The sequence below is a fragment of the Sabulicella rubraurantiaca genome (genome assembly GCF_017355885.1).
In the GTDB taxonomy this organism is placed as follows: Bacteria; Pseudomonadota; Alphaproteobacteria; order Acetobacterales; family Acetobacteraceae; genus Roseococcus; species Roseococcus rubraurantiacus.
Window position 1 is genome coordinate 625,289 of the sequence record NZ_JAFEUU010000001.1, and the last position, 23,294, is coordinate 648,582.

The 23,294-nt window shown below is 69.9% G+C and carries 18 protein-coding genes; 7 read left to right on the top strand and 11 right to left on the bottom strand.

The genetic code is table 11. From position 1 onward, the window contains the following. Positions 1–7: 7 nt before the first annotated feature. Positions 8–1,180 (bottom strand): M20 aminoacylase family protein, encoded by a 1,173-nt coding sequence (locus tag JTJ31_RS03025; RefSeq protein WP_207537098.1) that lies wholly within the window; start codon positions 1,178–1,180, stop codon positions 8–10. A gap of 74 nt (positions 1,181–1,254) precedes the next feature. Between JTJ31_RS03025 and glpK the strand changes: the two genes are divergently transcribed. The 3 genes from glpK to JTJ31_RS03040 are packed head-to-tail and all read left to right on the top strand — an operon-like array spanning position 1,255 to position 4,408. Further along, positions 1,255–2,724, top strand: a complete 1,470-nt coding sequence (gene glpK, locus JTJ31_RS03030) for a glycerol kinase GlpK (protein ID WP_207537099.1) — start codon at positions 1,255–1,257, stop codon at positions 2,722–2,724. Then, positions 2,724–4,094 carry an acyclic terpene utilization AtuA family protein gene (locus JTJ31_RS03035; RefSeq protein ID WP_207537100.1) on the top strand — a complete coding sequence of 457 codons (1,371 nt, stop codon included), beginning with the start codon at positions 2,724–2,726 and terminating at the stop codon, positions 4,092–4,094. Before glpK ends, JTJ31_RS03035 begins: the two co-directional genes overlap by 1 nt. After that, entirely contained in the window at positions 4,091–4,408 is a 318-nt protein-coding gene (locus tag JTJ31_RS03040) for an AtuA-related protein (protein WP_207537101.1), read from the top strand. Before JTJ31_RS03035 ends, JTJ31_RS03040 begins: the two co-directional genes overlap by 4 nt. Here the strand turns inward: JTJ31_RS03040 and JTJ31_RS03045 are convergent. The 4 genes from JTJ31_RS03045 to JTJ31_RS03060 are packed head-to-tail and all read right to left on the bottom strand — an operon-like array spanning position 4,405 to position 9,704. Continuing rightward, complete coding sequence (locus JTJ31_RS03045) at positions 4,405–5,379, bottom strand: Bug family tripartite tricarboxylate transporter substrate binding protein (RefSeq protein WP_207537102.1); 975 nt, start codon at positions 5,377–5,379, stop codon at positions 4,405–4,407. The two genes, JTJ31_RS03040 and JTJ31_RS03045, sit on opposite strands and share 4 nt — an antisense overlap. A gap of 52 nt (positions 5,380–5,431) precedes the next feature. Continuing rightward, a complete protein-coding gene (locus tag JTJ31_RS03050) occupies positions 5,432–6,085 on the bottom strand; it encodes an aspartate racemase/maleate isomerase family protein (RefSeq protein WP_207537103.1) in 654 nt (217 codons plus the stop codon). Then, the gene (locus JTJ31_RS03055; protein WP_207537104.1) at positions 6,082–7,419 is read right to left on the bottom strand and encodes an alkaline phosphatase PhoX; all 1,338 of its coding nucleotides are present in this window, start codon (positions 7,417–7,419) and stop codon (positions 6,082–6,084) included. Before JTJ31_RS03055 ends, JTJ31_RS03050 begins: the two co-directional genes overlap by 4 nt. After that, on the bottom strand, positions 7,419–9,704 hold the full coding sequence (locus JTJ31_RS03060) for a molybdopterin-dependent oxidoreductase (protein WP_207537105.1): 2,286 nt from the start codon (positions 9,702–9,704) through the stop codon (positions 7,419–7,421). Before JTJ31_RS03060 ends, JTJ31_RS03055 begins: the two co-directional genes overlap by 1 nt. A gap of 64 nt (positions 9,705–9,768) precedes the next feature. Here JTJ31_RS03060 and JTJ31_RS03065 point away from each other — a divergent pair, with 64 nt between their 5' ends. Beyond that, complete coding sequence (locus tag JTJ31_RS03065; protein WP_207537106.1) at positions 9,769–11,163, top strand: aspartate aminotransferase family protein; 1,395 nt, start codon at positions 9,769–9,771, stop codon at positions 11,161–11,163. Next, positions 11,160–12,332, top strand: a complete 1,173-nt coding sequence (locus JTJ31_RS03070) for an O-antigen ligase family protein (RefSeq protein WP_207537107.1) — start codon at positions 11,160–11,162, stop codon at positions 12,330–12,332. The genes JTJ31_RS03065 and JTJ31_RS03070 overlap by 4 nt, the downstream gene beginning before the upstream one ends. A gap of 4 nt (positions 12,333–12,336) precedes the next feature. On the opposite strand, the gene JTJ31_RS03075 is transcribed toward JTJ31_RS03070, so the two are convergent. The 3 genes from JTJ31_RS03075 to tpiA all read right to left on the bottom strand — a co-directional run bounded on the left by JTJ31_RS03075 (position 12,337) and on the right by tpiA (position 15,406). Next, complete coding sequence (locus JTJ31_RS03075) at positions 12,337–13,971, bottom strand: CTP synthase (RefSeq protein WP_207537108.1); 1,635 nt, start codon at positions 13,969–13,971, stop codon at positions 12,337–12,339. Between the two features lie 323 nt (positions 13,972–14,294). Then, positions 14,295–14,615 carry a preprotein translocase subunit SecG gene (secG, locus tag JTJ31_RS03080; RefSeq protein ID WP_207537109.1) on the bottom strand — a complete coding sequence of 107 codons (321 nt, stop codon included), beginning with the start codon at positions 14,613–14,615 and terminating at the stop codon, positions 14,295–14,297. A 56-nt stretch (positions 14,616–14,671) separates the two neighbouring features. Continuing rightward, positions 14,672–15,406: a triose-phosphate isomerase gene (gene tpiA, locus JTJ31_RS03085; RefSeq protein ID WP_207537309.1), complete on the bottom strand. Its 735-nt coding sequence runs from the start codon at positions 15,404–15,406 to the stop codon at positions 14,672–14,674. 108 nt (positions 15,407–15,514) lie between these two features. Between tpiA and JTJ31_RS03090 the strand changes: the two genes are divergently transcribed. Beyond that, complete coding sequence (locus JTJ31_RS03090) at positions 15,515–17,401, top strand: peptidylprolyl isomerase (protein WP_207537110.1); 1,887 nt, start codon at positions 15,515–15,517, stop codon at positions 17,399–17,401. Then, complete coding sequence (gene trpE / locus JTJ31_RS03095) at positions 17,401–18,885, top strand: anthranilate synthase component I (RefSeq protein WP_207537111.1); 1,485 nt, start codon at positions 17,401–17,403, stop codon at positions 18,883–18,885. The genes JTJ31_RS03090 and trpE overlap by 1 nt, the downstream gene beginning before the upstream one ends. An 83-nt stretch (positions 18,886–18,968) precedes the next feature. On the opposite strand, the gene JTJ31_RS03100 is transcribed toward trpE, so the two are convergent. The 3 genes from JTJ31_RS03100 to JTJ31_RS03110 are packed head-to-tail and all read right to left on the bottom strand — an operon-like array spanning position 18,969 to position 23,232. Then, positions 18,969–19,715 (bottom strand): enoyl-CoA hydratase, encoded by a 747-nt coding sequence (locus tag JTJ31_RS03100; protein WP_328805652.1) that lies wholly within the window; start codon positions 19,713–19,715, stop codon positions 18,969–18,971. Then, positions 19,712–20,920, bottom strand: a complete 1,209-nt coding sequence (locus tag JTJ31_RS03105) for a flavin-dependent oxidoreductase (protein WP_236019781.1) — start codon at positions 20,918–20,920, stop codon at positions 19,712–19,714. The genes JTJ31_RS03100 and JTJ31_RS03105 overlap by 4 nt, the downstream gene beginning before the upstream one ends. Then, positions 20,917–23,232: a bifunctional salicylyl-CoA 5-hydroxylase/oxidoreductase gene (locus JTJ31_RS03110; RefSeq protein WP_207537112.1), complete on the bottom strand. Its 2,316-nt coding sequence runs from the start codon at positions 23,230–23,232 to the stop codon at positions 20,917–20,919. The genes JTJ31_RS03105 and JTJ31_RS03110 overlap by 4 nt, the downstream gene beginning before the upstream one ends. Positions 23,233–23,294: the final 62 nt, after the last annotated feature.

The window sequence follows — 23,294 nt, forward strand, 5'->3', positions numbered from 1 at the left end:
TCCCGCGTCAGCCGCGCGGCATTTCCTGCTCCACCAGGGCGGCGAAAAAGCCGGCGCCGATGGGCAGGAGGGCGTCGTTGAAGTCGTATTTCGGGTTATGCAGCGCGACACCGCCTTTGGTGCCGTCATCCTGGCCGAGCTTCACGAAGCAGCCCGGCCGCTCCAGCAGCATAAAGGAGAAATCCTCGCCACCCATGTTGGGCGGGCGCTTGCGGATCACCCGCTCATTTCCCACCACCTTCGCGGCGGCGAGCGCAGCGCGCTCCGTCTCCGCCTCGTCATTCACGGTGGGCGGGTAGCCGCGGACGTATTCCACCGTCACCTCCGCATCGTTCAGCGCCCCGATCTGCTTGGCCGTCTGAGTGATCAGGCGCTCCATCTCATTCTGCGTGCCGGGGCGCAGCGTGCGGACTGTGCCGCGGATCTCGGCGGTTTCCGGAATCACGTTGGAGGCGCTGCCGGCATGGAACTGGCAAAGCGAGATGACGGCGGAATCCAGCGGATCCACGCGCCGCGCCACGATCGCCTGCATGGCGACGATGATCTGCGCCCCGACGACGATGGGGTCCACTGTCTGGTGCGGCCGCGCAGCGTGGCCGCCGACCCCCTTGATGAAGATGTTCACCCGATCCGACGCCGCCAGGACCGGTCCGGCGACCACAGCCGCCTCGCCCAGCTTCATGTTGGGGTCGTTGTGGACGCCGAACACCTTGTCGCACGGAAAGCGGTTGAACAGCCCGTCCTGGATCATGGCGCGCGCCCCGGCGCCACCTTCCTCCGCCGGCTGGAAGATGAAGTGCACCGTCCCGTCGAAGTTCCGCGTCTCGGCGAGGTACTTGGCAGCGCCGAGCAGCATGGTGGTGTGGCCGTCATGGCCACACGCATGCGCCTTGCCGGGCACGATGGACGCATAGGGCGTGCCCGACTCGTCATTCATCGGCAGGCAGTCCATGTCGGCCCGCAGCCCGACCGAGCGGCCCGAATCGCCATTCCGCAGCACGCCGACAAGCCCGGTCGCGCCCAGGCCGCGATGCACTTCGATGCCCCATTCCGCCAGCTTGGCGGCGACGAGGTCGCTGGTCCGCCGCTCCTCGTAGCCAAGTTCGGGGTGCTGGTGGATGTCCTGGCGCCATTCGGCCATTTCGGGCTGGAGGTCGGCGAGACGATTGGGGACGGGCATTCCGGTCTTCCTTGATTCACGCCATCATCCGGCAGCACGGGGCACCGCGTCAAAGGGGCAGGAAACACAGGCACATGCAGGCGATCCTCGCCCTCGACCAGGGCACCACCTCCACCCGTGCCATCGCCTTCAGCGCGGGGCTCGATCCCCTCGCGACCGTTCAGGTCGAGCTGCCGCAGCATTTTCCCCGTCCCGGCTGGGTGGAGCACGACGCGGGCGACATCGAGACCCACTCCCTCCAGGTGCTGCGCGAGGCAATCGACAGGGTCGGACTGGAGCCGCGACAGGTCGCCGGCCTCGGCATCACCAACCAGCGCGAGACCACGCTGCTGTGGGAGCGGGATACGGGCCGGCCCATCGGCCGCGCCATCGTCTGGCAGGACCGGCGCACAGCTGAGACCTGCGCCAGGTTGCGGCCCGAGGAGTCGCTTGTCTCCGCGCGGACCGGGCTGCTGCTCGACCCCTATTTCTCGGCCACGAAGCTTGCCTGGCTTCTGGACAACACCCCGGGCGCCCGCACGGCGGCGGAGCGTGGGGCACTGTGCTTCGGCACGGTGGATTGCTTTCTGCTCCATCGCCTCACCGAAGGCCGGGTCCACGCCACCGACGCGACCAATGCCGCGCGCACCTTGCTGATGGACATCCGGCGGGGCGATTGGGACGAGGAGATGCTCGCCCTGTTCCGCATCCCCCGCGCCTGCCTGCCGGATATTCGCGACTGCGCAACCGAGTTCGGCACCACGCGCCTCCTGGGCGGCGAGATCGCGATCCGCGGCATGGCCGGAGACCAGCAGGCGGCGACCATCGGCCAGGCCTGCTTCGCGCCGGGCATGGTGAAGTCCACCTACGGCACGGGCTGCTTCGCCCTTCTGGTCACGGGCGACGAGCCGGTGGCCTCGAATCACCGGCTGCTCACCACGATCGCCTGGCAGCTAGGCGGGAAGCGGGCCTACGCGCTGGAGGGCTCCATCTTCTCGGCGGGCGCGACGGTGCAGTGGCTGCGCGACGGGCTGGGGATCATCTCCCATGCCCGCGAGGCCGGTGAATGGGCCGCCAAGGCCGACCCGGCGCAGCGCGTCCATCTCGTGCCCGCCTTCACTGGCCTCGGCGCGCCGCACTGGGATGCGGGGGCGCGGGCGGCGCTGCTGGGCGTGACGCGTGGCACCACCAAGGCCGAAATCTGCCGCGCCGCGCTGGAATCCGTCGCCTTCCAGACCGCCGACCTGCTGGACGCCATGCGCGCCGACTGGCCCGCCATGGGTGATTGCGTGCTGCGCGTGGATGGCGGCATGACCGCCAGCGACTGGACCATGCAGTTTCTGGCCGACCTGCTCGGGGCCCCGGTGGATCGGCCGGTTGTGGCGGAGACCACGGCCCTGGGTGCCGCCTGGCTGGCCGGGCATCAGGCCGGGCTGTTGCCCGGTCCCGAGGCGCCGGCGACCCACTGGAAGCTGGAGCGCCGCTTCACCCCCACCATGTCGCGCGACGAGGCGCGCGAGCGGCATGGCGACTGGAAATGCGCCGTCGGAAGGGTTCTCGGCTGATGTTCCGCCTTGGCAATGGCTCCGGTTTCTCGGGGGACCGGGTGGACGCGCCCATCCCCGTGATGCGCGACCTCGTGGCAGGCGGCACCCCCGCCGCGCTGTTCTTCGAGACGCTGGGCGAACGCACCGTCGCACTGGCGCATCTGGAGAAGCGGCGCGACCCGGAACTCGGCTACGAGCCGATGCTGGAGCGGCTCGTGCGGCCCATCCTGCGTGACGCGGCCGAGCATTCGATCCCGCTCCTGGGCAATTGGGGTGCCGCCAACCCGCCAGCCGGGGCGCGCGCCGTGGCCCGCGTGGCGATGGAGCTTGGCCTGCCCGACCTCCGCATCGCCGTGGTGGAGGGCGACGACGTGACAGGCGAGGTCGCGAACGGCCAGCTGCCGGTGCACGAGGCTGATGCGGGGCTGGACATGGGCGATTGGCGCCTCGTCGCCGCCAACGCCTATATCGGCGCGGAACCGCTGGTCGATGCGCTGCGCGAAGGCGCACAGGTGATCGTGGCAGGACGTACCAGCGACCCGGCCCTGGCCATTGCGCCGCTTGCGCATCATTTCGGATGGGGCATGGACGATTGGGACCGCCTCGCCATCGGCGCGGCGGCGGGGCACCTGCTGGAATGCGGGTCACAGGTGACGGGGGGCGTGTTCTGGGACCCGGGCCGGAAGGACGTTCCGGACCCCGCCAATCTCGGCTTTCCCATCGCGGAGGTCACGGCGGAAGGCAGCCTCGTCATCACCAAGCCGGCAAATACGGGCGGCGCCGTGGATTTCCGCACGATCAAGGAACAGCTCCTCTACGAACTGCATGACCCGGCGGAATACATCACCCCGGACGTGGTGCTGGACATCACCGGCTGCACTCTGGAGCAAGTGGGGACGGACCGTGTCGCCCTGCACGGATTGCGCGGCCGGGAGCGGCCCGAGACGCTGAAGGTGACGGCCAGCTTCGAGGGCTCCTGGCTCGGCGAGGGCGAGGTGAGCGTCGCCGGGCCCAACGCCGCCGGGCGCGCCCGCGCCATGGCCGACGTGCTGCTGGAACGGTTGCGGATGCGCGGCCTCAAGGTGAAGGCGCGGGTGGATCTGATCGGCGTTGCCAGTGTGCATGACAGCGACGGCGGCGCTCTGTGGCGCGATGCCGGATATGACGCGCCGGAGGTCCGCGTGCGCCTCGCCGTCGAATCCGCCGGCCGCGACGATGCCGATCAGGCGGCACGCGAGGTGCTGGCCATGCTGTGCTGCGGCCCTGCCGGGACGGGCGGTGCGCGGTGGCGGGTGACGCCGCGTATCCTCACCCAATCCCACCTCATCCTGCGCGAGCGCGTTCCGACACGCGTCGCGATCCGCACCGCCAAGGAGTTGCTGCGATGACGCGCGTCCCGCTCTACGACATTGCCCATTCGCGGGCGGGGGACAAAGGTAATCGCTTGAACCTGTCCCTCATTCCCTACGACCCGGCGCATTACCCTCTCCTCGCCGAACAGGTGACGGAGGAGCGGGTGTTGGAACTTTTCCGGCATCGCGGCGCCACCGCCTGCCGGCGCTACGACCTGCCTCTGCTGCACGCCTTCAACTTCATCGTGGAGGATGCGCTGGAGGGCGGCGTGAACGGCTCCCTCAACCTCGATGGCCACGGCAAGACCAATAGCTTCCGCCTGCTGGCCCTCGAGGTGGAGATTCCCTAGCCGGCGGTGATGCCCAGCGCGCTGACCATGCCGCCGATGGTGCGGCTGTCGCGCTCAACGAAGGCGGCGAAGTCGCGCGGGCCGAGCGGCGCGGGGGTGATGGCGTGGTCGTTCAGCCGCGCCTTCACCAAAGGTGTCTCCAGCGCTGCCAGTGTCGTGGGGTGCAACCGTTCCGCGATCGGTTCCGGCAGCCCGGCCGGACCGCTCAGCCCCACCCAGTTTTCCGCGATGAGGTCAGGGAAGCCCGCCTCCGGCGCCGCCGCCACATCGGGCGCCGAGGAGGAGCGGCGGGGGCTGCTGATGGCGAGGCCCCGCAGTCGGCCGGCATCGAAGTGCTCGACATATTGGGGCAGCGTGTCGAAGGCGAGCGGGACCTGGCCGTTCAGCAGATCGGGCAGCAGCGGGCCGGAGCCGCGATAGGGAATATGGGTTAGGCTGACCCCAGCCTGGCGCTGGAACATCTCGCCCACGATGTGCCCGACAGACCCCGTCCCGGAGGAACCGAAGCCTGGCGCCGTTCGCTGCGCCGCAGCCCAGGCCTTCAGCCCCGCGAGGTCCGTCACTGGCACCACGCGCGCATTGACCACCGCGACCACCGGGGCCGCGCCGATATAGGAGACATGGGTGAAGGATCGCAGCGGGTCATACCCGACCTGCGGATAGAGGGGCGGCGAGGTGGTGATGGGCGCCGAGTTCGACAGCAGCAGCGTGTAGCCATCCGCCGCCTGCTGCGCGACATGCAGCGCCGCGACGGTACCCCCTGCCCCTGCCCGGTTGTCCACCACGAAGCGCTGACCCAGCTTCTGGGAGAAATGCTCGGCCAGGACACGCGCCACGATGTCGGAGGACCCACCGGGCGGGAAGGACACGACGATGCGGACCGGACGCGTGGGCCATGCCCCCTGGGCGCGCAAATTCAGGGCAGGAAGGCAGAGCGATGCCGCGAGAAGCGGCAGGTTGCGGCGGTGCATGGGGCACTCTCCTCAGGATGAGGAGCATCCAGCATTCGCCGTGCCAAGGTGGTTAAACCCCGGCAATCCTGCGCAGCGCGGCGACGCCGAGGAGCGTGGCGTCCAGCAGCGGAAGCCCGGTCTCCGCCTCGATTTCCCGCTCCAGCAAGCCGGACGGATAGTTGGTGCACCAGGCGCAAAGCGCATCGCAGTGCGGAGCGAGGCGGCACGCCTGGGCGAGGATCGCCTCCTCCGGGACGGAGGCGAAGCCAAGATTGTCCGAAAGGCCCAGATGGTCCTCCGCTGCCACCTGCCAGCCCTGGCGCGCAAAGGTAGCAAGCAGGCGTGCGGTGTAGGCGTCGTCATAGGGCGTCATCACGCCGAGGCGCGGCTGTCCCATCCCGGTGTAGGCACGCTCCATCTCCAGCGCGGAGGTGCCGGCGGGAATGCCCGTCGCCTCGGTGATGCGCACGCAAAGGTCGCGATCGTGCTCCAGCCCGATCACCCCGCCCTTGGAGCCGTTCCAGATGATTGCCGCCGGGCGTGCGGCGGCAAGCAGTTCCGCCGCGCGCAGCATGTTCGGGATGTCGTGCGCTTCCGGCACGCCATCTGGCACCGGCGTGCGGGAGAAGACCGGAACCACGCCCGGCACATTTCGCAAGGCGGCGATGGTGGTCGCCTCCACCACCCAGTTCGCGCTCGGGGTGATGGTGGCGAGGGGCGTCACCGAGTCAGGGCCACCAGCGCGGTGCGCGGCGGCACGCCGGGCTGGAACTCCGGCCAGCGCGTCGCGGGCCGGCTGAAGGAGGCGCCGGGTTCCGCGCCGGGGCGTCGGGCGACCGTCAGCACCGTGCCGCCATCGGGCGTCACCGCCACGCCGCCAATGCCCGCCGCACGTGGCGCGCTGTAGAGCGGACGACCCTCAAGGAACAGGGTTTCCGCAGCCGGCCCGACGCGGCCCTGCGTATCGGTCCCTGCCAGAATCTCACCGCGTGGGCTGGCGGTGACGGCTGCGGCGTTGGGGAGGCGCGCCAGCGGGGCGAGGATTCCGACCTCTGCTGCCGCATCACCGCGCCATTCGGCCACACCATCCAGCCCGGCGATCAGCAGGCGGGAGCGCGGCGCGTCCCAGGACAGGGCGGAGAGCCCGGTGAAGGGGGTGCCACCCGCGCTCCGTGCCTCGGCCAAAGGTTCGCTGGCACCGGGCAGCGGCGCCCAGCCCAGCCGTCCGCCCTCGTTCCGCGCGACAAAGAGCGTGCCGGCATCGAGCGCGTCGGCCGCAGCGGCGGGGCCGGCGGAGAGGAAACGGAACAGATAGCCGGCTTCCCCCGCCTCCGCCATGAAGACGGCAGCGCGGCCGTCGCGCGTCACGGCGGCGGCGCAATCGGCTTTGGGGAAACGCCCGGGCGCCGCCCGCTTCACGGGGATGCTCTGGGGGTCGAGCGGGTCAAGCTCCACCAGCCAGCCATACTGGGCCGGGCTCAGCCCGCCGAGCCGCTGGAGCCAGGGCGTCGAACCCCCCTCCGTCAGCAGCAGCGTGTTCCAGGGCGTCGCCGCGCCACCCGTGACGGCGAGGACGCCCCGCGCCGCGCCGCCGGGTCCCCGGCACAACGTCGCCGCGGAAAGGCGGCGGGCCTGGAATCCGCCCTCGGCCACGATCCAGCGTCCCCCTTGGCGTTCTAGGTTCAGGAGACTGGCGCCCTGCATCATCGCCGCCACGTCCGGCCGATCGGCGCCGCCGGGGAAGGCCATGCGCGGATCCACGGTCGGATGCGCCACAGCGAGAACGAGGCGCGGAATCCCATCGGCCGAGGCGGGCGGCGCGATCAGCGCGGCGATGCGCGCATCCCAGCCGAACTGGGCTGAGGCACCGTCCGGCGTCAGGCGGCGCGGGTCGAATGGCGGGGCGTCGAAGGTCACGCGGTCGCCCCAGCGGATCAGGATGTCGCGGCGCCAGCCGGGCGCCACCACGTCATCCTGCTGCACGGGCGGCCCGCCCTGTGCGAGGGCCACAGCCGGGGTGAGCAGAGCGGGGGCGGCCAGAAGGGTCCGGCGTCGCATCAGATCATCCCCTCGATCGGCGGCGGGACATGGGCGCGCACCGGCGGCAGCGCCTCCAGCCAAGGCTCGACGCGCACGAGGCAGGATTGCGCCGACGGCCCCTGCCCCATGCGCGAGGTCCCCACATCCGCGGTCAGCACGTTCGGATTGCCATGGACGCAGAGCGAGCCGGGCACCCCGGGCTCCAGCGGGTCGAACCAGGCGCCTGTCGCCATCAGGGCGACGCCTGGCGTGAGATCCTCGACGATGCGCAACCCGGCAAGGCAAGCGCCGCGCTCGTTCCACACCCGCACCACCCGCCCGTCGGCGAGGCCGCGCGTCCTGGCATCCTCTGCGCAGAGCAGGATGGGCTCGCGCCCTTCGATCTTGTCAGCGGCAGCGATGGGCCCGGGGTCCAGCTGCGAATGCAGGCGCGTCGCCGGCTGGAAGGAGAGCAGGTGCAGCTCATCCGGCGCGGCGGAGAGCAGGGATTCGCGTGGCGGGATCCAGCTGGGCATCCCGGGGCAGTCAGGCAGGTTCATCGCCGCGATCGCCTCGGAGAAGACCTCCACCTTGCCCGATGGCGTGTCGAGCGGGCTGGCCTCCGGGTCGGCGCGGAAGGCGGCGAATTGGGTGTATTCCTCGCGGTGGGCGGGGAGCGGAAGCTCTACGTGGCCCTCGGCCCAGAATCTTTCAAAATCAGGCGCCTCAAAGCCGAACTTGGCACAGGCTGTGACCCATCGACCGTAGAGAAAGCGCAGCCACGCCCCCTCGTCCCGCTGCTCGGTAAAACGGTCGCGGAACCCGGCGGCGTCGGCGAGGTCGGCCAGGATGTCGTGGTCGTTGCGCGCTTGGCCCTGCGGCGCGATGGCGCGATGCATCGCGCGCACGAAGCGGTCGCGCGAGGTGGAGGCGATGTCGTTGCGCTCCAGCGTCGTCGTCGCAGGCAGCACGATGTCGGCGTGCCGCGCCACGGCGGTCCACCAGGGTTCCTGCACCACGATAGTTTCGCTGCGCGCCCAGGCCCGCAGGAACCGGTTCAGGTCCTGATGGTGGTGGAACGGGTTGCCGCCCGCCCACCAGACCATGCGGATTTCCGGTAGGGCGAGATTCAGGCCGTTATAGGCCATGGTGCCGCCCGGGTTTTCCAGCAGCTCCGTGATGCGGCCAACGGGGATGAAATCGCGCACCGGGTTGGGCGCGGCCGGCATGGAGACGCTCGGCAATTCGCGCCGCGGGTTGCCGATGCCGCCAGAGGAGCCATAGCCGAAGCCGACCCCCTGCCCTGGCTTGCCGATGCTCCCCAGGGCACAGGCCAGCGCCACAAGGGCCCAGTAGGGCTGTTCGCCATGGTCGGCGCGCTGGAGGCTCCATGCGGCGGTGAGCATGGTGGGCTGGCCGGCGCATTCCTCGGCCAGGCGACGGATGGTGGCGGCGGGGACGCCGGTGATGCCTTCCGCCCATTTCGGCGTGCGGCCGTCCAGCGAAGCGGCGAAGCGGTCCCACCCAGTGACATGAGTGGCAAGGAACTCACGGTCCTCCAGCCCCCGGTCGAGGATGTGGCGGATCATCGCCAGCAGCAGCGCCGTGTCAGTGCCGGGCCGGATCGGCACCCATTCGGCGCCGATCGCCTCCATCGTATCGCCCCGGAAGGGCGAGACATTGACGAAGCGCACCCCGGCCTCGGCCGCCGCGCGCATGTTCGGGACATAGGTCTGCGCCGCCGCGCCGCTCGTCACCTGCCCGTTCTTCTCAGCCAAGCCGCCCAGACAGAGCATGAAGCGGGCATGACGCGCGATGGCGGACCAGTCGGTCATGCGGCCCAGCAGCACCTCCACGTCGCCCAGTACGTGCGGCAGCAGGGCCTGAGCGGTGGCATAGGAATAGGCGTTTACGCTGGTGGTATAGCCGCCGCCCAAGGCGAGGTAGCGCTGAAGCTGCGTCTTGGCGTGGTGGAAGCGCCCAGCGGAGGCCCAGCCATAGGAACCGCCGAAGAGCGCGTTGTCGCCGTGCTCGGCGCGGGTCTGCGCCACTTCCTCGGCCAGGAGGCGCGTGATCCGGTCCCAGGACACCGGCACGAAGGGGTCGCCTCCCCGCGCATGGCCGGCGCGCCGCCCCTCCAGCCAGCCTTTGCGCACATAGGGCCGGTCAATCCGGGCTTCGCTGTGCACCGTGGCCGGCGTCGCGGCGACGAGGCGGGGCGGCATCGGGTCGCGTGCGAAAGGCCGCGCCTCCACGAAGCGTCCGTCGCGCACCACCGCGTCGAAGAAGCCCCAGTGGGAAGCATGCGGCACGATCTGATCCATCGCGCCGTTATGCCCTTCCTCGTTCCGCCCGGCCAGCTAGGATGGGTGGATCAGGAGACGCGACATGACCCCTCCCCGCAACAGCAATGCCGTCCGCGACATCGCGAGCGTGCTGCATCCCTACACGGATGGCCGTGCCCACCAGAAGAACGGGCCGCTGGTCATCACGCGCGGAGAGGGGGTGCGCGTCTTCGACGAGCAGGGCAATTCCTACATCGAAACGGTGGCCGGGCTGTGGTGCGCCTCGCTCGGCTTCTCCAACGAGAGGCTCGTGGAGGCGGCGACGCGCCAGATGCGCCAGCTTCCCTTCTATCACGGCTTTACCGGCCGCTCGCACGAGCCGCAGATAGAACTGGCCGAGATGCTGCTGGAGCGCGCGCCTGCGCCGATGTCGAAGGTGTTCTTCGCCAATTCGGGTTCCGAGGCGAATGACAGCGCCATCAAGATGATCTGGTACTTCAACAACGCGACCGGGCGGCCGCAGAAGAAGAAGATCATCGCGCGCATCAAGGGGTATCACGGCGTCACCCTCGCCGCGGCCTCGCTCACGGGCCTGCCGGCGAATCACAAGCTGTTCGACCTGCCGATTGCCGGCATCCACCACGTCTCGACCCCGCACCATTATCACGGCGCGAATGAGGGTGAGTCCGAGGAGGATTTCGCCACCCGCCTCGCCAACGAGCTCGAGGAAGTGATCCTGCGCGAGGGGCCGGACACCGTCGCCGCCTTCTTCGCCGAGCCGATCATGGGCGCGGGCGGCGTTCTGGTACCGCCGGCGACCTATTTCGAGAAGGTGCAGGCGGTGCTGCGGCGCCACGACGTGCTCTTTGTCGCGGATGAGGTGATCTGCGGCTTCGGCCGCACCGGCGAGTACTGGGGCTCGCAGGCCTTCGGCATCCAGCCGGACATCCTCACCTGCGCCAAGGCGCTCTCCTCCTCCTTCCTGCCCATCTCCGCCGTCATGGTGAATGAGCGGGTCTTCGAAGGCCTGGCCGATGGCTCGCAGAGCGTCGGCACCTTCGGCCATGGCTTCACCTATTCGGGCCATCCGGTCCCGGCCGCCGTCGCGGTGGAGACGCTGAAGATCTATGACGAGATGGACCTGGTCGGTCACGTCCGCTCCGTCGCGCCCGCCATGCAGGACGGGCTGCGGAAGCGCTTCAGCGACCATCCGCTGGTCGGCGAGGTGCGTGGGCGCGGACTGATCGCGGCGGTCGAACTGGTCGAGGACAAGGCGGCGCGCCGCAACTTCGACCCGGCGCGCAAGATCGCTCCGCGCCTGTCTAAGATCGCGGAGTCGCATGGGCTGATCATGCGCTTCCTGCCCGGCGACGGCATCGCCTTCTCTCCGCCGCTCATCATCACCGAGGCGGAGGTGAACGACATGCTCGACCGCTTCGGCCGCGCCCTGGACGAGCTTCAGGTCCAGCTGCGGCGCGAGAGCCTCGCGCCGGTTTGAACCGCGCGCCGCTTTCGGTGGCGGCAGCGCTCGCGCTGCTGCCACTCGCGCTCGTCCTCCAGTCGCGCGCCATGGCGCCGCTTGCGCTGCTCGGCCTCGCCGGGACGGTGCTGCTGGCTTGGCGCGAGGGGTGGCGCCCCTCCCATCTGCCCCGTCCGGCCTGGCCGCTGCTCGCCTTGCTCGCCTGGGCGGCGGTCTCGGCGCTGTGGTCGCCGGAGCCCGGGCGCGCCCTCGACACCAGCCTTCGCCTTGCGGCGATGACCGGGCTTGGGGCGATGGCCGGGGCGGCGCTGCTCGCCTCGCCTTCTCCGCGCATCGGATACTGGGCCGCTGGAGGGCTGGCTCTGGGGCTGGCGGTCGCGGCGCTGGACGATGCCACCGGCAATGCGGTGCGTGCGGCGGTGCGCGGCCTGCCGGAAGCGCCGGCGCAACTCGCCTTCGGGCTGAAGAACGCCATGGCCGGGATGGCGCTGCTCGCGCCTCTCGCCTTCGCTCATCCATCCGTTCCGCTGCCGCTGCGAGTGCTGCTCGCGGCGGGAGTCGTGTTCGTCTCCTTCCTGTTGCCTGGTGAGGCGGCGAAGCTCGCTTCGCTTGCCGCGGTCGCCGCCGCACTCCTCGCTGCGTTTGCCGTGCGTTCCGTCGGGATGCTGATCGGGCTGGTGGGGGCTGCCTTCGTGCTTGCCGCGCCCTTCCTGGCGCGCTTTGTGCTGGGAGGTGGGATCGAGGTGGGCGAACTTCCCTTCTCCGCCGCGCACCGGCTCCTGATCTGGGATTTCGTCGCCTCCCGCATCACGGATTCGCCGCTGATCGGCTGGGGCATGGAAGCGTCGCGCACCATTCCCGGCGGCACCGGCGCGCCGGATGCCGCAGTGCTCGCGCGCTTCGGCGTTTCAGGGCCCTATTGGGCGACGGCACAGCTCCTGCCACTGCACCCGCACAACGCTGCACTACAGATCTGGCTGGAACTCGGTGCGGTCGGCGCCGTACTCGCGGCGTGGCTTCTGGTGGAGTTGGGGCGCGCAGCACGCAGTCCCGCCGCCGTGGGCTGCTTCGCCGCCGGCTTGGTGGTGGCGATGCTGTCCTACGGCGTGTGGCAGTACTGGTGGGTGGCGGGGCTGCTCCTTGCCGCCGCCGCCTGCGCCGCGGTGCCAGACCGCGGCGCGCGATAGGTCCTCAGACCAACCGGATCTGCTTCACCGCCGCACCCACGAAGCCGGCAAAGAGGGGGTGCGGCTGGAAGGGCTTGGACTTCAATTCCGGATGGAACTGCACGCCGATGAACCACGGATGGTCCGGATACTCCACGATCTCCGGCAGGACGCCGTCGGGCGACATGCCGGAGAAGCGCAGCCCGCAGCCTTCCAGCTTGTCCCGATAGGCGACGTTCACCTCGTAGCGGTGGCGGTGCCGCTCCTCGATCCGGTCGCTGCCATAGACGCTCGCCACCAGCGAATCGGTTGCAAGCTGCGCCGGATACACGCCAAGGCGCATGGTGCCGCCCAGGTCGCTGGTGGCCGTGCGGCTTTCCCGCTGGTTGCCGCGTACCCATTCGGTCATCAGCCCCACCACCGGTTCCTCGGTCGGGCCGAACTCGGTGGAGGAAGCCTTCTCCAAGCCTAGCAGGTTCCTAGACGCCTCAATCACTGCCATCTGCATCCCGAAGCAGATGCCGAGGAAGGGGATCTTCCGCTCGCGCGCGAAGCGCACCGCCTCGATCTTGCCCAGCGTACCACGCTCGCCGAAGCCGCCGGGAACCAGAATGCCGTGCACGCCATGGAGGCGGTTCAGCACCTCTTCCTCGCCGCGCTCGAAGATCTCGCTATCCACCCAGTCGAGCTTGACGCGGGTGTTGTGGGCGATGCCGCCATGGGCCAGCGCTTCGTTCAGCGACTTGTAGGCGTCGAGAAGCCCCGTGTACTTGCCGACCACGGCGATCGTCACTTCCCCCTCGGGGTTGGTGATCCGCTCCACCACGCGCTGCCAGGGGCGCATGTCGGGCTCGCCATAGATGCTCAGGTTGAAGTGGCGCAGCACTTCGCGGTCCAGCCCCTCACGGTGGTAGGAGAGCGGGACCTCGTAGATCGAGCGCGCGTCGTAGGCCGGGATCACGCTCTCGGGACGGACGTTGCAGAACAGCGCGATCTTGCGCCGCTCATTCTCGGGAATCGGGCGGTCGCAGCGGCAGAGCAGGATCTGCGGCTGGATGCCGACGCCCAGCAACTCCTTCACGGAATGCTGCGTCGGCTTGGTCTTCAGCTCACCGGCCGAGGGGATGTAGGGCACCAGCGTCAGGTGGACGAAGAGGCTGCGCTGCGGGCCCAGCTCGTTCGCTAGCTGGCGGATAGCCTCCAGGAAGGGCAGCGACTCGATGTCGCCCACGGTGCCGCCGATCTCGACCAGGACGAAGTCGTAGGAATCGGTGTCGGCCTGGACGGCTTCCTTGATGGCATCGGTGATGTGCGGGATGACCTGCACCGTCGCGCCCAGGTAGTCGCCGCGGCGCTCCTTCGCGATCACCTCGGAATAGAGCCGGCCCGTGGTCCAGTTATCGGCCCGCGTCGCGTGCTCGCCGGTGAAGCGCTCGTAGTGACCGAGGTCGAGGTCGGTTTCCGCCCCGTCATCGGTCACGAAGACCTCGCCATGCTGGTACGGGGACATCGTCCCCGGATCCACGTTGAGATAGGGGTCGAGCTTGCGGATGCGCACGCGATAGCCGCGCGCCTGCAACAGGGCCCCAAGGGAAGCCGCCGCGATGCCTTTTCCGAGGGAAGAGACCACGCCGCCGGTGATGAATACGAACCGCGCCATGGGAGCCCGTCCTACCCTGAAGCCGGGTTGGAAGTCACCCCTTCCCCGACGCAACCCGTGGGTTCGTTCCGCTCATGGCAGGCGCGTTCGGCAGCGTTGCCTCGGCATGGCAAGGGCTTGATCGCGCTTTGGACGCCCTGGCCTCGCCACGCGGCGTCCGCTCGCATAGCGCTAGGCAAGCAGCCCTTTCATGGCGTGCGTGCTCCAGTCGAGTCGGGACGGCAGCGGAACATCAGAATGGGAAGGAAGCCCTCATCCACCGCGAAGCCTCCCGCGGCAGGGGTTCCATCGAAGGGAGGGAAAAGCCCCTCCACAACCGTGCGTCAGTTGGTCGGGACGGCCGGCATCGCCGGGACGGCGGGAGCCGTGGCCGGGGCGGCCGGCGGCGGTGCGTCCAGGATGGAGCGGCGTGCGCCGGTTCCACGGTCTAGCAGGGCCAGAACCAGGGCGAGAGCGAAGAACATCGTGCCAAGAATGGCGGTGGTCCGCGTCAGCAGATTTGCCGTCCCGCGCCCCGACATCAGTCCACCCATCCCCTGCGAGGAGCCGATGCCGAGCCCGCCCCCTTCGGAGCGCTGGATCAGGATCACGCCGATCAGCGCCAGGGTTACGAGCAGGAACAGGACAAGGAGGACGGTGGACATGGTGCCCGGCTTCTAGACCAAGCGCACCGGGACCGGAAGCCGCCTCGGGCCGCGCTTCAGCCCGCCGCCTGGGCAATGGCCAGGAAATCCGCCGCAACCAGGCTGGCCCCGCCCACCAGCGCGCCATCCACATGCGGGAGGGCCAGGATCGCCACCGCGTTGCCCGGTTTCACTGAGCCGCCATAGAGCAGGCGCGTCGCCTCGGCGGGCTTGCCGAAGCGGCCCACCAGGGCGCGGCGCATCGCGCCATGGATGGCGGCGATGTCGTCCTCCGTCGGGGTCCGGCCGGTGCCGATCGCCCAGACCGGCTCATAGGCCACCACGCCGCCCGCCTCAGCGAAGCCGTCGGGCAGCGAGCCGGCAAGCTGCGCCTCGACCACATGCTCCGCCTCGCCTGCCAAGCGCTGGTCCTCGGTCTCGCCGACGCAGACGATGGGGGTCAGCCCGGCGGCGAGCGCCGACTCGGCCTTGGCACGCACGTCAGCGTCCGTCTCGCCATGATCGGCCCGGCGCTCGCTGTGGCCCAGGATGACGTGGGTCGCCCCGGCATCGCAAAGCATGGCGGCGCTCACATCCCCGGTATGGGCGCCCTTGGCCGCCGCGTGGCAGTCCTGCCCGCCGACCGCGACGGAGGAGCCCCGCAGGGCCGAGACCACGCCCGGGATGTGCAGAAAGGGCGGGCAGACCAGGAGGTCGGCGCCCGTCGCACCGCCCTTCACCCCCTCGGCGAGCCGGGAGGCCTCGGCCAGCGTGCCGTGCATCTTCCAGTTCCCGGCGATCAGGGGGCGGATTCCTGGCGTCATCCCGAGCATCCTTATTTTGGCGGGCCGGTGATGGCGCGGGCCGCCCCGTTTGGCAACTGCCCGGCCAGCCGCTAATCCCTGCCCATGATCTCCGCGATGCGCCGCCTGGCTGGGACCTGGTTCGCCAAGGCCCTCTTCATCCTGCTGATCCTGTCCTTCGCCATCTGGGGCATCGAGGACATGGTCCGCAACATCGGCCGCGACACCTCCGTCGCCCGCGTGGGCGGCGAGGCAATCGAGGCGCAGGAGGCACAAGAGGCGACGACGCGCGAGCTGCAGCGCATCACCCGCGCGCTTCAGGGCAACTTCACCCCTAATGCGACGATCCGCCGCGCCGTGGCGGAACAAGCGGTGGAATCCCTCGTCATCGACCGCGTGGCGCGGCAGGAAGCACGGCGCATGGGCATCACCGTCCCCGACGATACGGTGCGCGCCTACGTCTTCCGTATCCCCGGGTTCCAGGGGCTGGATGGCCGATTCTCGCGCGATTCCTTCAATCAGTTCCTTCGCAACAACGACCTGACCGAGAGCGGCTTCCTGGCGCTGCTGCGTTCCGACCTGTCGCGCCAGCAGCTTTCGGGCGCAGTCCGCTCCGGTGCCGCCGCGCCCGAGGCGCTGGCCGCCCGCATCCTGGCCTGGCAGCTGGAACGGCGCACCGCCTCGCTGGTCGAGCTGGAATTCGCCGCCGCACCGGAGCCGGAGGCCCCCACCGAGGCGCAGCTCGCCCGGTTCCACGAGAACAACGCCGCACGCTTCTCCACGCCGGAGTTCCGCGACGTCGCCATCGCCACGCTGAACGCCGAGCGGATGATCGCTTCGATCGAGGTGAGCGAACGCGACATCGAGGATGCCTACGCCGCGAATCGCGACCAATACGGCGCGCCCGAGCGGCGCGAGGTGTTCCAGGCCCTCCTGCCCACCGAGGAAGCGGCGCGCGAGGTGGCACGGCTGTGGCGCGAGGAGGGGACGGAGTTCCCTGCCGTCGAGGCGGCCGCGCGCGAGGCGGGCGGCAGCGCCACGCCGCTTGGCTCCGTCACCCGCACCGAGATGCCGCTCCCGGCTCTGGCAAATGCCGCCTTCGCCCTGGCGGCGGGCGCGGTGTCCGACCCGGTGCAGACGCCCTTCGGTTGGCATGTGCTGCGCGTCGGCACCGTGCAGCCCGGTGAGACGCAGCCTCTGGAAGCCGTGCGCGACCGAATCCGCGCCACGCTGGCCGCCGAGCGCGCCGCGGACGAGGCCTTCGACCGGGCGACCCGCGTGGAGGACACGCTGGCCGGCGGCGCCACGGTGGCCGAGGCCGCACGGCGCCATGAGCTCGGCTTCGCCGAGGCGCGGATCGACGCCGAGGGCCGCGCGCCGGACGGGACGGAAGTGCCCCTGCCCGTCCCCGCCGCTGCCCGCGCCGCGGCGCTTCGCGCCATCTTCGCCGCTGAGCGCGGCGCGGCACCCCGCTTCCAGGAAGGCGAATGGGGCTTCATGGCGGTGGAGGTGCGCGAAGTGATCCCGCCCGCCCTCATCCCGCTGGACGAGGTGCGCCAGCAGGTGACGGAGGCCTTCCTGGCCGACGCGCGCCGCCGATACCAGGAACAGCGCGCGGCCGCCCTGCTGGCCGCGCTGCGCGCCGGGCGCCCGATGGCCGAGGCCGCCGCCGAAATCGGTGCCACGCCAGAAGTGCTGGGGCCCTTCGGACGTGAACCGGGCGGCGGCAACCCGATGCCGCGCGAGCTGCTCGCGCCGGTCTTCGAGCTGCCGGTGAATGGCGCGACCATGGTGGAGCGTCCGCGCTCTTTCGCGGTGGCGCAGCTTCTTTCGATCCAGCCCGCCGAACTTGGCGAAGCGGCGGAGGCGCTCGGCACGCTGCGCCGCGAGTTGGCGCAGACCATGGCTGAGGATCTGGAGGCCCAGTATCAGGCGGCGCTGCGCGCCCGCTCCGACGTGCGCATCAACCCGCGCATCGTGCAGCAGATCGCGGGCGGCGAGTGATGGATTTCGCCGCCTTCCGCGAGGCGCTGGCCGAAGGCCCGGTGCTTCTGCACCGCGAGCGCGTCTCCGACCTCGACACCCCGGTCGGTGCCTTCCTCAAGCTGGCCGAGGGGCGGCCCTTTTCCTTCCTGTTGGAAAGCGTCGAAGGCGGCGCGGCGCGCGGGCGCTATTCCGCCATCGGCCTTGCCCCCGACATGATCTGGCGCGTGCGCGACGGCGTGGCCGAGTGCAACGAGCAGGCTCTCTCCGCACCGCATGCCTTCCAGCGCGAGGCGCTGCCGCCGCTGGAGGCGCTGCGCGCCCGTGTCGCCGCCTTGCAGATCCGCCGCCCTGCCGGCCTACCCTCCATCGCCGCCGGGCTGTTCGGCTATTTGGGCTATGACATGGTCCGGCAGATGGAGCGCCTCCCGGCGCTGAATCCGGACGTGCTCGGCATCCCGGAAGCGGTGCTCATCCGGCCAACCCTGGTCGCGGTGTTCGACCACGTGCGCGATGCGCTGACGCTGGTGACGCCGGTCTGGGACGCCGCCGACCCGGAAGCCGCCTGGCAGCGCGCGCAGCAGCGCCTGGACGATGCGGAAGAGGCGCTGTCGCGGCCCCTTCCCCGTCCGGCACCGCCTGCCCGCCTGCCACCGCAGCCGGAGCCGCAATCCAACTTCACGCCGGAAGGCTACATGGCGGCGGTGGAGCGGGCGCGTGAATACATCCGTGCCGGCGACGCCTTCCAGATCGTGCCGTCGCAGCGCTTTTCGGCGCCCTTCGCGCTGCCGCCCTTCGCGCTCTATCGTGCCCTGCGCCGCATCAATCCGGCGCCCTACCTCACCTTCTTCGATTTCGGCGCCTTCGCGACGGCCGGCGCCTCGCCCGAAATCCTCGTGGGTTGCCGCAATAGCGAGGTGACGATCCGCCCCCTGGCGGGCACGCGACGCCGCGGCGCCACCCCGGCGGAGGACCAGGCGCTGGAAGCCGAACTCCTCGCCGATCCGAAGGAGCGGGCGGAGCACCTGATGCTGCTCGACCTCGGCCGCAACGACGTGGGGCGCGTCGCGGCGATCGGCAGCGTACGCGTGCCGCACCAGTTCGTGATCGAGCGCTACTCCCAGGTCATGCACATCGCCTCCGAGGTGAAGGGCAGGCTGCGTCCCGGGCTTTCGGCGTTGGACGCGCTGGTCGCGGGCTTCCCGGCCGGCACGCTTTCCGGCGCGCCGAAGGTGCGCGCCATGGAGATCATCGAGGAGCTGGAGCCATCGCGGCGGGGCCTCTACGCCGGCGGCCTCGGCTATTTCGGCGTAGATGGAAACATGGATGTGTGCATCGCCCTGCGCACCGCGCTGGTGAAGGACGGGACGCTGCACGTCCAGGCCGGTGCCGGCGTGGTGGCCGACAGCGACCCGCGCGCCGAGCACGAGGAATGCATCGCCAAGGCACGCGCCCTGTTCCGCGCCGCCGAGGAAGCGGTGCGCTTCGCGGCCGGGGGCCGCTGAACGAAGCTGAACGTCTCATGGGCGCTCAGCAGAGGTGGACCCTCTGCTGAGCGCTTGGATGCCTCAGCCGGCGATTGACCCGCCTAGCGCTTCCGGTTGAGGAAGGCGCCCATCATCCGCGCCGGCTCGTCGGTCGTGAAAGCTTGGCCGAAGGCGCCGACTCCGGCCTCGATTCCCTCGTCCAGCGTCAGCCCCTCCCAGCGGGAGATCAGTGCCTTCTGGTCGCGGATGGCGCGCGGCCCGGCCTCGCGCAGCAAGTGCAGCCACTCCTCCACCGCCGCGTCCAGCCCGGCGCGAGGAACGACGCGCTCCAGGAAGCCCCATTCCTCGACGGTTCGGGCGTCTAGCGTCTCAGCGAGCAGGAGGAGGCGCCGCGTCCGCCCCCAGCCTATCAGGTTGGGCAGCATCGCGGCCTCCACCACAGAGGGGATTCCGACCCGCACCTCAGGCATGCCGAACTTCGCTTCCTCGGCCGACACGCGCAGGTCGCAGGCCGCCGCGATCTCCATCCCCGCTCCCAGGCACCAGCCCTGGATGCGGGCGATGACCGGCACCGGGCAAGCGCGGATGGCGCTGTTCACCGCATGGATGCGGGAAATGAAGGCACGCCCGACCTCGGGAGTCCGGATGGCGCCCATCTCGGAGATGTCGGCGCCGCCGATGAAGGCGCGGTCGCCCTCGCCGGTCAGCACCACGGCTCGGATATCCTCCTCCACCGCGAAGGCGCGCGCCATCTCCTCCAGGATCGGCGAGTTCACCGTGTTCAGCTTGGCGTGGTTCAGCAGCGTGACACGGCGAATGTCGCCGTCTCTCCGGATCTCGACCTTCACCGCGCAAATCCCGCCATCACTGCATATCCCTTGCTGATCGCCTCCAGCTCCTCCGGGGCGATGACATCCTCGATGCGCGCGAAGCCGTCAGGGGCGCGCTCGCTCACGACGTCCACCACGCGTTCCGGTCCGCCGCGCCGATTGCTCAGCACGATGTCGCGCGTCGAAGGCAGTCGCTCACCCTCATAGGCCAGCAGCGCCTCCTCTACCGGTAGCGAAGCCAGCTTTGCCGCGAGGCAGCGCGCATCGAGCACCGCCTGGGAGGCGCCGTTGGAGCCAACCGGATACATCGGATGCGCCGCGTCGCCGAGCAGCGTCACGCGCCCCTCCGTCCAGCGCGGCAGCGGGTCGCGGTCGCACATCGGATATTCCCAGAACTCGGGCGTGGCGCGGACCAGCGCCTCCACGTCCAGCCAGGGAACACGGAAGCGGCGCAGATGCGGCAGCACTTCCTCCAGCTTGCCGGGGCGCGACCAGTCCTCCCGGCGGGGCGGTGGTCCGGACGGGTCGCCGATCTGCGCGCAGACTACCCAGTTGGTGAGGCGCGTGCCCGGCGCCGAGCCCGGCGCGATGGGGTAGAGGACCAGCTTCTCCTTCATGTCGCCGGCGACGATCATGCAGTCGCCACCCTCGTATTCCGGCCAGTCCAGCGCGCCGCGCCACATCTGGATCCCGTTCCAGCGTATGCCGCCATCCTCCGGGTGCATCCTGCGGCGGATCGCGGAATGGATGCCGTCCGCCCCCACCAGCGCGGCGCCGCGAAGCTCCTCGCCGCCAGGGAGCGTCACGGTCACGCCCTCGGCATCCTGACCGAAGGACTCCACACGGCTGCCGGCGCGGAGCGCCGCGCCAAGCCGCTCCTGGGCCGCGCGCCACAGCACGCCGTGCAGCCGCCCACGATGGATGCTGAACTGCGGCACGTCATGTCCCGCATGCATCCCGCGCGCCTCGCTGCGAATCACCTGCCCGAAGCGGTTGAGGTAGCGCAGCTCCCGCGTGCGGATCGCCACTGCGTCCAGCGCCGGCAACAGGCCCAGCGCCGCGAGCTCGCGGATGGCATGCGGCAAGGTGTTGATACCCACGCCGAGTTCCCGCACCTCCGGCGCCGCTTCCAGAACGACGCAGGGAATGCCGCGCTCATGCAGCGACAGGGCGAGGGTGAGGCCGCCAACACCACCCCCCGCGATCAGGACGGGCAGTGTCATTCCGCCGCGCGGCCCAGCGGGGCCGGGGCATGGCTGGCCGGACGGGCCTTGCGCCGAAGCTCCATCATCTCCTCCCTCGCGCGCGCGGCGGTGCGGAACAGTGCCTGCTTGCCGTACTCGTACTGGATCGGCGTCGCCACATCGCGGACGCCGTATTCTGCCGCGGCATGGAGGGTGAAGGAAGGGTCGGCCAGATGCGGCCGCCCCAGCGCCACAAGGTCGGCACGCCCGGCCGCAACGATGGTGTTCACCTGATCCGCCGTGGTGATCGAGCCGACGCACATCACCGCCATGCCTGCCTCGTTGCGGATCATGTCCGCCCAGGGAAGTTGGAACATGCGGCCGTAGCTCGGCAGAGCGTCATGCACGGTCTGGCCGGTCGAGACGTCGATGAGGTCGCAGCCTGCGTCACGGAAGGCGTGGGCAATGGCCAGCGTATCCGCGTCGGAGATCCCGCCATCGGCCCAGTCGGTGGCGGAGATGCGGACCGACATCGGCCGGTCGGCGGGCCATTCGGCGCGCAGAGTCCGGAACACCTCCAGCGGGAAGCGCAGCCGGTTCTCGACCGGCCCGCCATACTCGTCAGCCCTGTGGTTGGTCAGCGGCGAGAGGAAACTGGCAAGCAGGTAGCCATGGGCGCAGTGGAGCTCCAGCATGTCGAAGCCGCATTCGAGACCACGCCGCGCAGCCGCCACGAACTCCGCCTTCACCCGCTCCATGTCCTCCTGCGTCATCTCGCGCGGCACCTGACTGTGCGGGAAGTACGGGATCGCGCTGGCCGACAGGATGGGCCACGCACCTTCCTCCAGAGGCTGATCCATCCCGTCCCACATCAGCCTGGTTGCCCCCTTCCGCCCGGCATGGCCAAGTTGCAGCGCGATGCGTGCGCCGGCCCGGTGGGCATTGGCGACGATGCGGGTCCAGGCCGCCTGCTGCGCGTCGTTCCACATTCCGGTGCAGCCTGGGGTGATGCGCGCATCCGGCGCCGGGCAAGTCATCTCCGTGACGATCAGCCCCGCGCCGCCCATGGACCGCGCGCCGTAATGGATCAGGTGAAAGTCGGTGGGCACCCCTTCCTCGGCCGAGTACATGCACATGGGCGAGACGACGACGCGGTTCGCGACCTCCATGCCCCGCAGGCGGAAGGGCTGAAACATGGGCGGGTTATCCGGCTTTCCGCCCGGCGCCTCTGCCGCCACCAGCTCCTGGACTTCCCGCACGAAGCCAGGTGCGCGGAGCAGGAGGCTATCCCAGGTAATGGCCTTAGAGCGGGTCATCACGCCAAAGGCGAAGCGCGCCGGGGCGAAGTGCCAGAAGCGCCGCACATGCTCGAACCAGACGAGTGAAACGTCGGCCGCGTGCTGCGTTTTCTCCACCTCTTCGCGTCGGCCGGATTCGTAGCGTCGCAAGCAGGTGGCGACGTCACCCCTCGCCATGAAGGCGCGGTGCAGGCCGATCGCATCCTCCATCGCCAGCTTCGTGCCGCTGCCGATGGAGAAATGCGCGCTGGCCTTGGCGTCGCCGAGCAGGACGAGCCTGCCGCTCACCCAGCGCTCGCAGCGAATGGTCGGAAAGCGCCGCCAGTGCGAGCGATTGGTGATCAGGCGATGCCCCTGCAACTCCTCCCGGAACACGCTCTCCAGGAACCGGGCGCTCTCCGCCTCGTCCATCGCACCCAGCCCGGCACGGACGAAGGTCTCGGGGTCTGTCTCCATGACCCAGGTCGAGCGACCCGGCTGGTACTGGTAGCAATGGGCGATGAAGATGCCTTCGGTCCGCTCCTTGAAGAAGAAGGTGAAGGCGTCGAAAGGACGCGTCGAACCCATCCAGGCGAAGCGATTGGGACGCAGGTCGAGGGTGGGCCGGAACTCCTCGCGAAAGTGCTCGCGGATCGGGGAATTGATGCCATCCGCCGCGACGACGAGGTCGGCGTCGCGAAAATCCTCCGGCTGCGCCTCACGCCCGAACTCCAGCTCCACGCCGAGACGGCGAGCGCGGTCCTGCAGCAGCAGCAGCAGCGTGCGGCGGGAGCAGCCGCAGAACCCGTTGCCGCCGATGCGGTGCCGCGCGCCCTTCGCAACCACCTCGATGTCGTCCCAATAGGCGAAGCTCCCGGTGATGGCGCGGTAGGAGGGCTCGTCCGCCTCCTTGAAGGCATCAAGCGTGGCATCGCTGAACACGACCCCGAAGCCGAAGGTGTCGTCCGGCCGGTTGCGTTCCACCACCGTGACGTGCGCCTTCGGCATGTCGCGCTTCATCAGGATGGCGAAGTAAAGGCCGGCGGGGCCGCCGCCGATGATGGCGATGCGCATGGCGCTGCTCCTGGAGCCCGTCGGGGCGGAGAATATCCTTGCGGCGGGCATGGCCGCAATGC

Bases quoted from the DNA above. Each gene is read 5' to 3' on its own strand.
- JTJ31_RS03025 (WP_207537098.1), bottom strand. From the start codon at position 1,180: ATGCCCGTCCCCAATCGTCTCGCCGACCTCCAGCCCGAAATGGCCGAA.
- glpK (WP_207537099.1), top strand. From the start codon at position 1,255: ATGCAGGCGATCCTCGCCCTCGACCAGGGCACCACCTCCACCCGTGCC.
- JTJ31_RS03035 (WP_207537100.1), top strand. From the start codon at position 2,724: ATGTTCCGCCTTGGCAATGGCTCCGGTTTCTCGGGGGACCGGGTGGAC.
- JTJ31_RS03040 (WP_207537101.1), top strand. From the start codon at position 4,091: ATGACGCGCGTCCCGCTCTACGACATTGCCCATTCGCGGGCGGGGGAC.
- JTJ31_RS03045 (WP_207537102.1), bottom strand. From the start codon at position 5,379: ATGCACCGCCGCAACCTGCCGCTTCTCGCGGCATCGCTCTGCCTTCCT.
- JTJ31_RS03055 (WP_207537104.1), bottom strand. From the start codon at position 7,419: ATGCGACGCCGGACCCTTCTGGCCGCCCCCGCTCTGCTCACCCCGGCT.
- JTJ31_RS03060 (WP_207537105.1), bottom strand. From the start codon at position 9,704: ATGGATCAGATCGTGCCGCATGCTTCCCACTGGGGCTTCTTCGACGCG.
- JTJ31_RS03065 (WP_207537106.1), top strand. From the start codon at position 9,769: ATGACCCCTCCCCGCAACAGCAATGCCGTCCGCGACATCGCGAGCGTG.
- JTJ31_RS03075 (WP_207537108.1), bottom strand. From the start codon at position 13,971: ATGGCGCGGTTCGTATTCATCACCGGCGGCGTGGTCTCTTCCCTCGGA.
- secG (WP_207537109.1), bottom strand. From the start codon at position 14,615: ATGTCCACCGTCCTCCTTGTCCTGTTCCTGCTCGTAACCCTGGCGCTG.
- JTJ31_RS03090 (WP_207537110.1), top strand. From the start codon at position 15,515: ATGCGCCGCCTGGCTGGGACCTGGTTCGCCAAGGCCCTCTTCATCCTG.
- trpE (WP_207537111.1), top strand. From the start codon at position 17,401: ATGGATTTCGCCGCCTTCCGCGAGGCGCTGGCCGAAGGCCCGGTGCTT.
- JTJ31_RS03105 (WP_236019781.1), bottom strand. From the start codon at position 20,920: ATGACACTGCCCGTCCTGATCGCGGGGGGTGGTGTTGGCGGCCTCACC.
- JTJ31_RS03110 (WP_207537112.1), bottom strand. From the start codon at position 23,232: ATGCGCATCGCCATCATCGGCGGCGGCCCCGCCGGCCTTTACTTCGCC.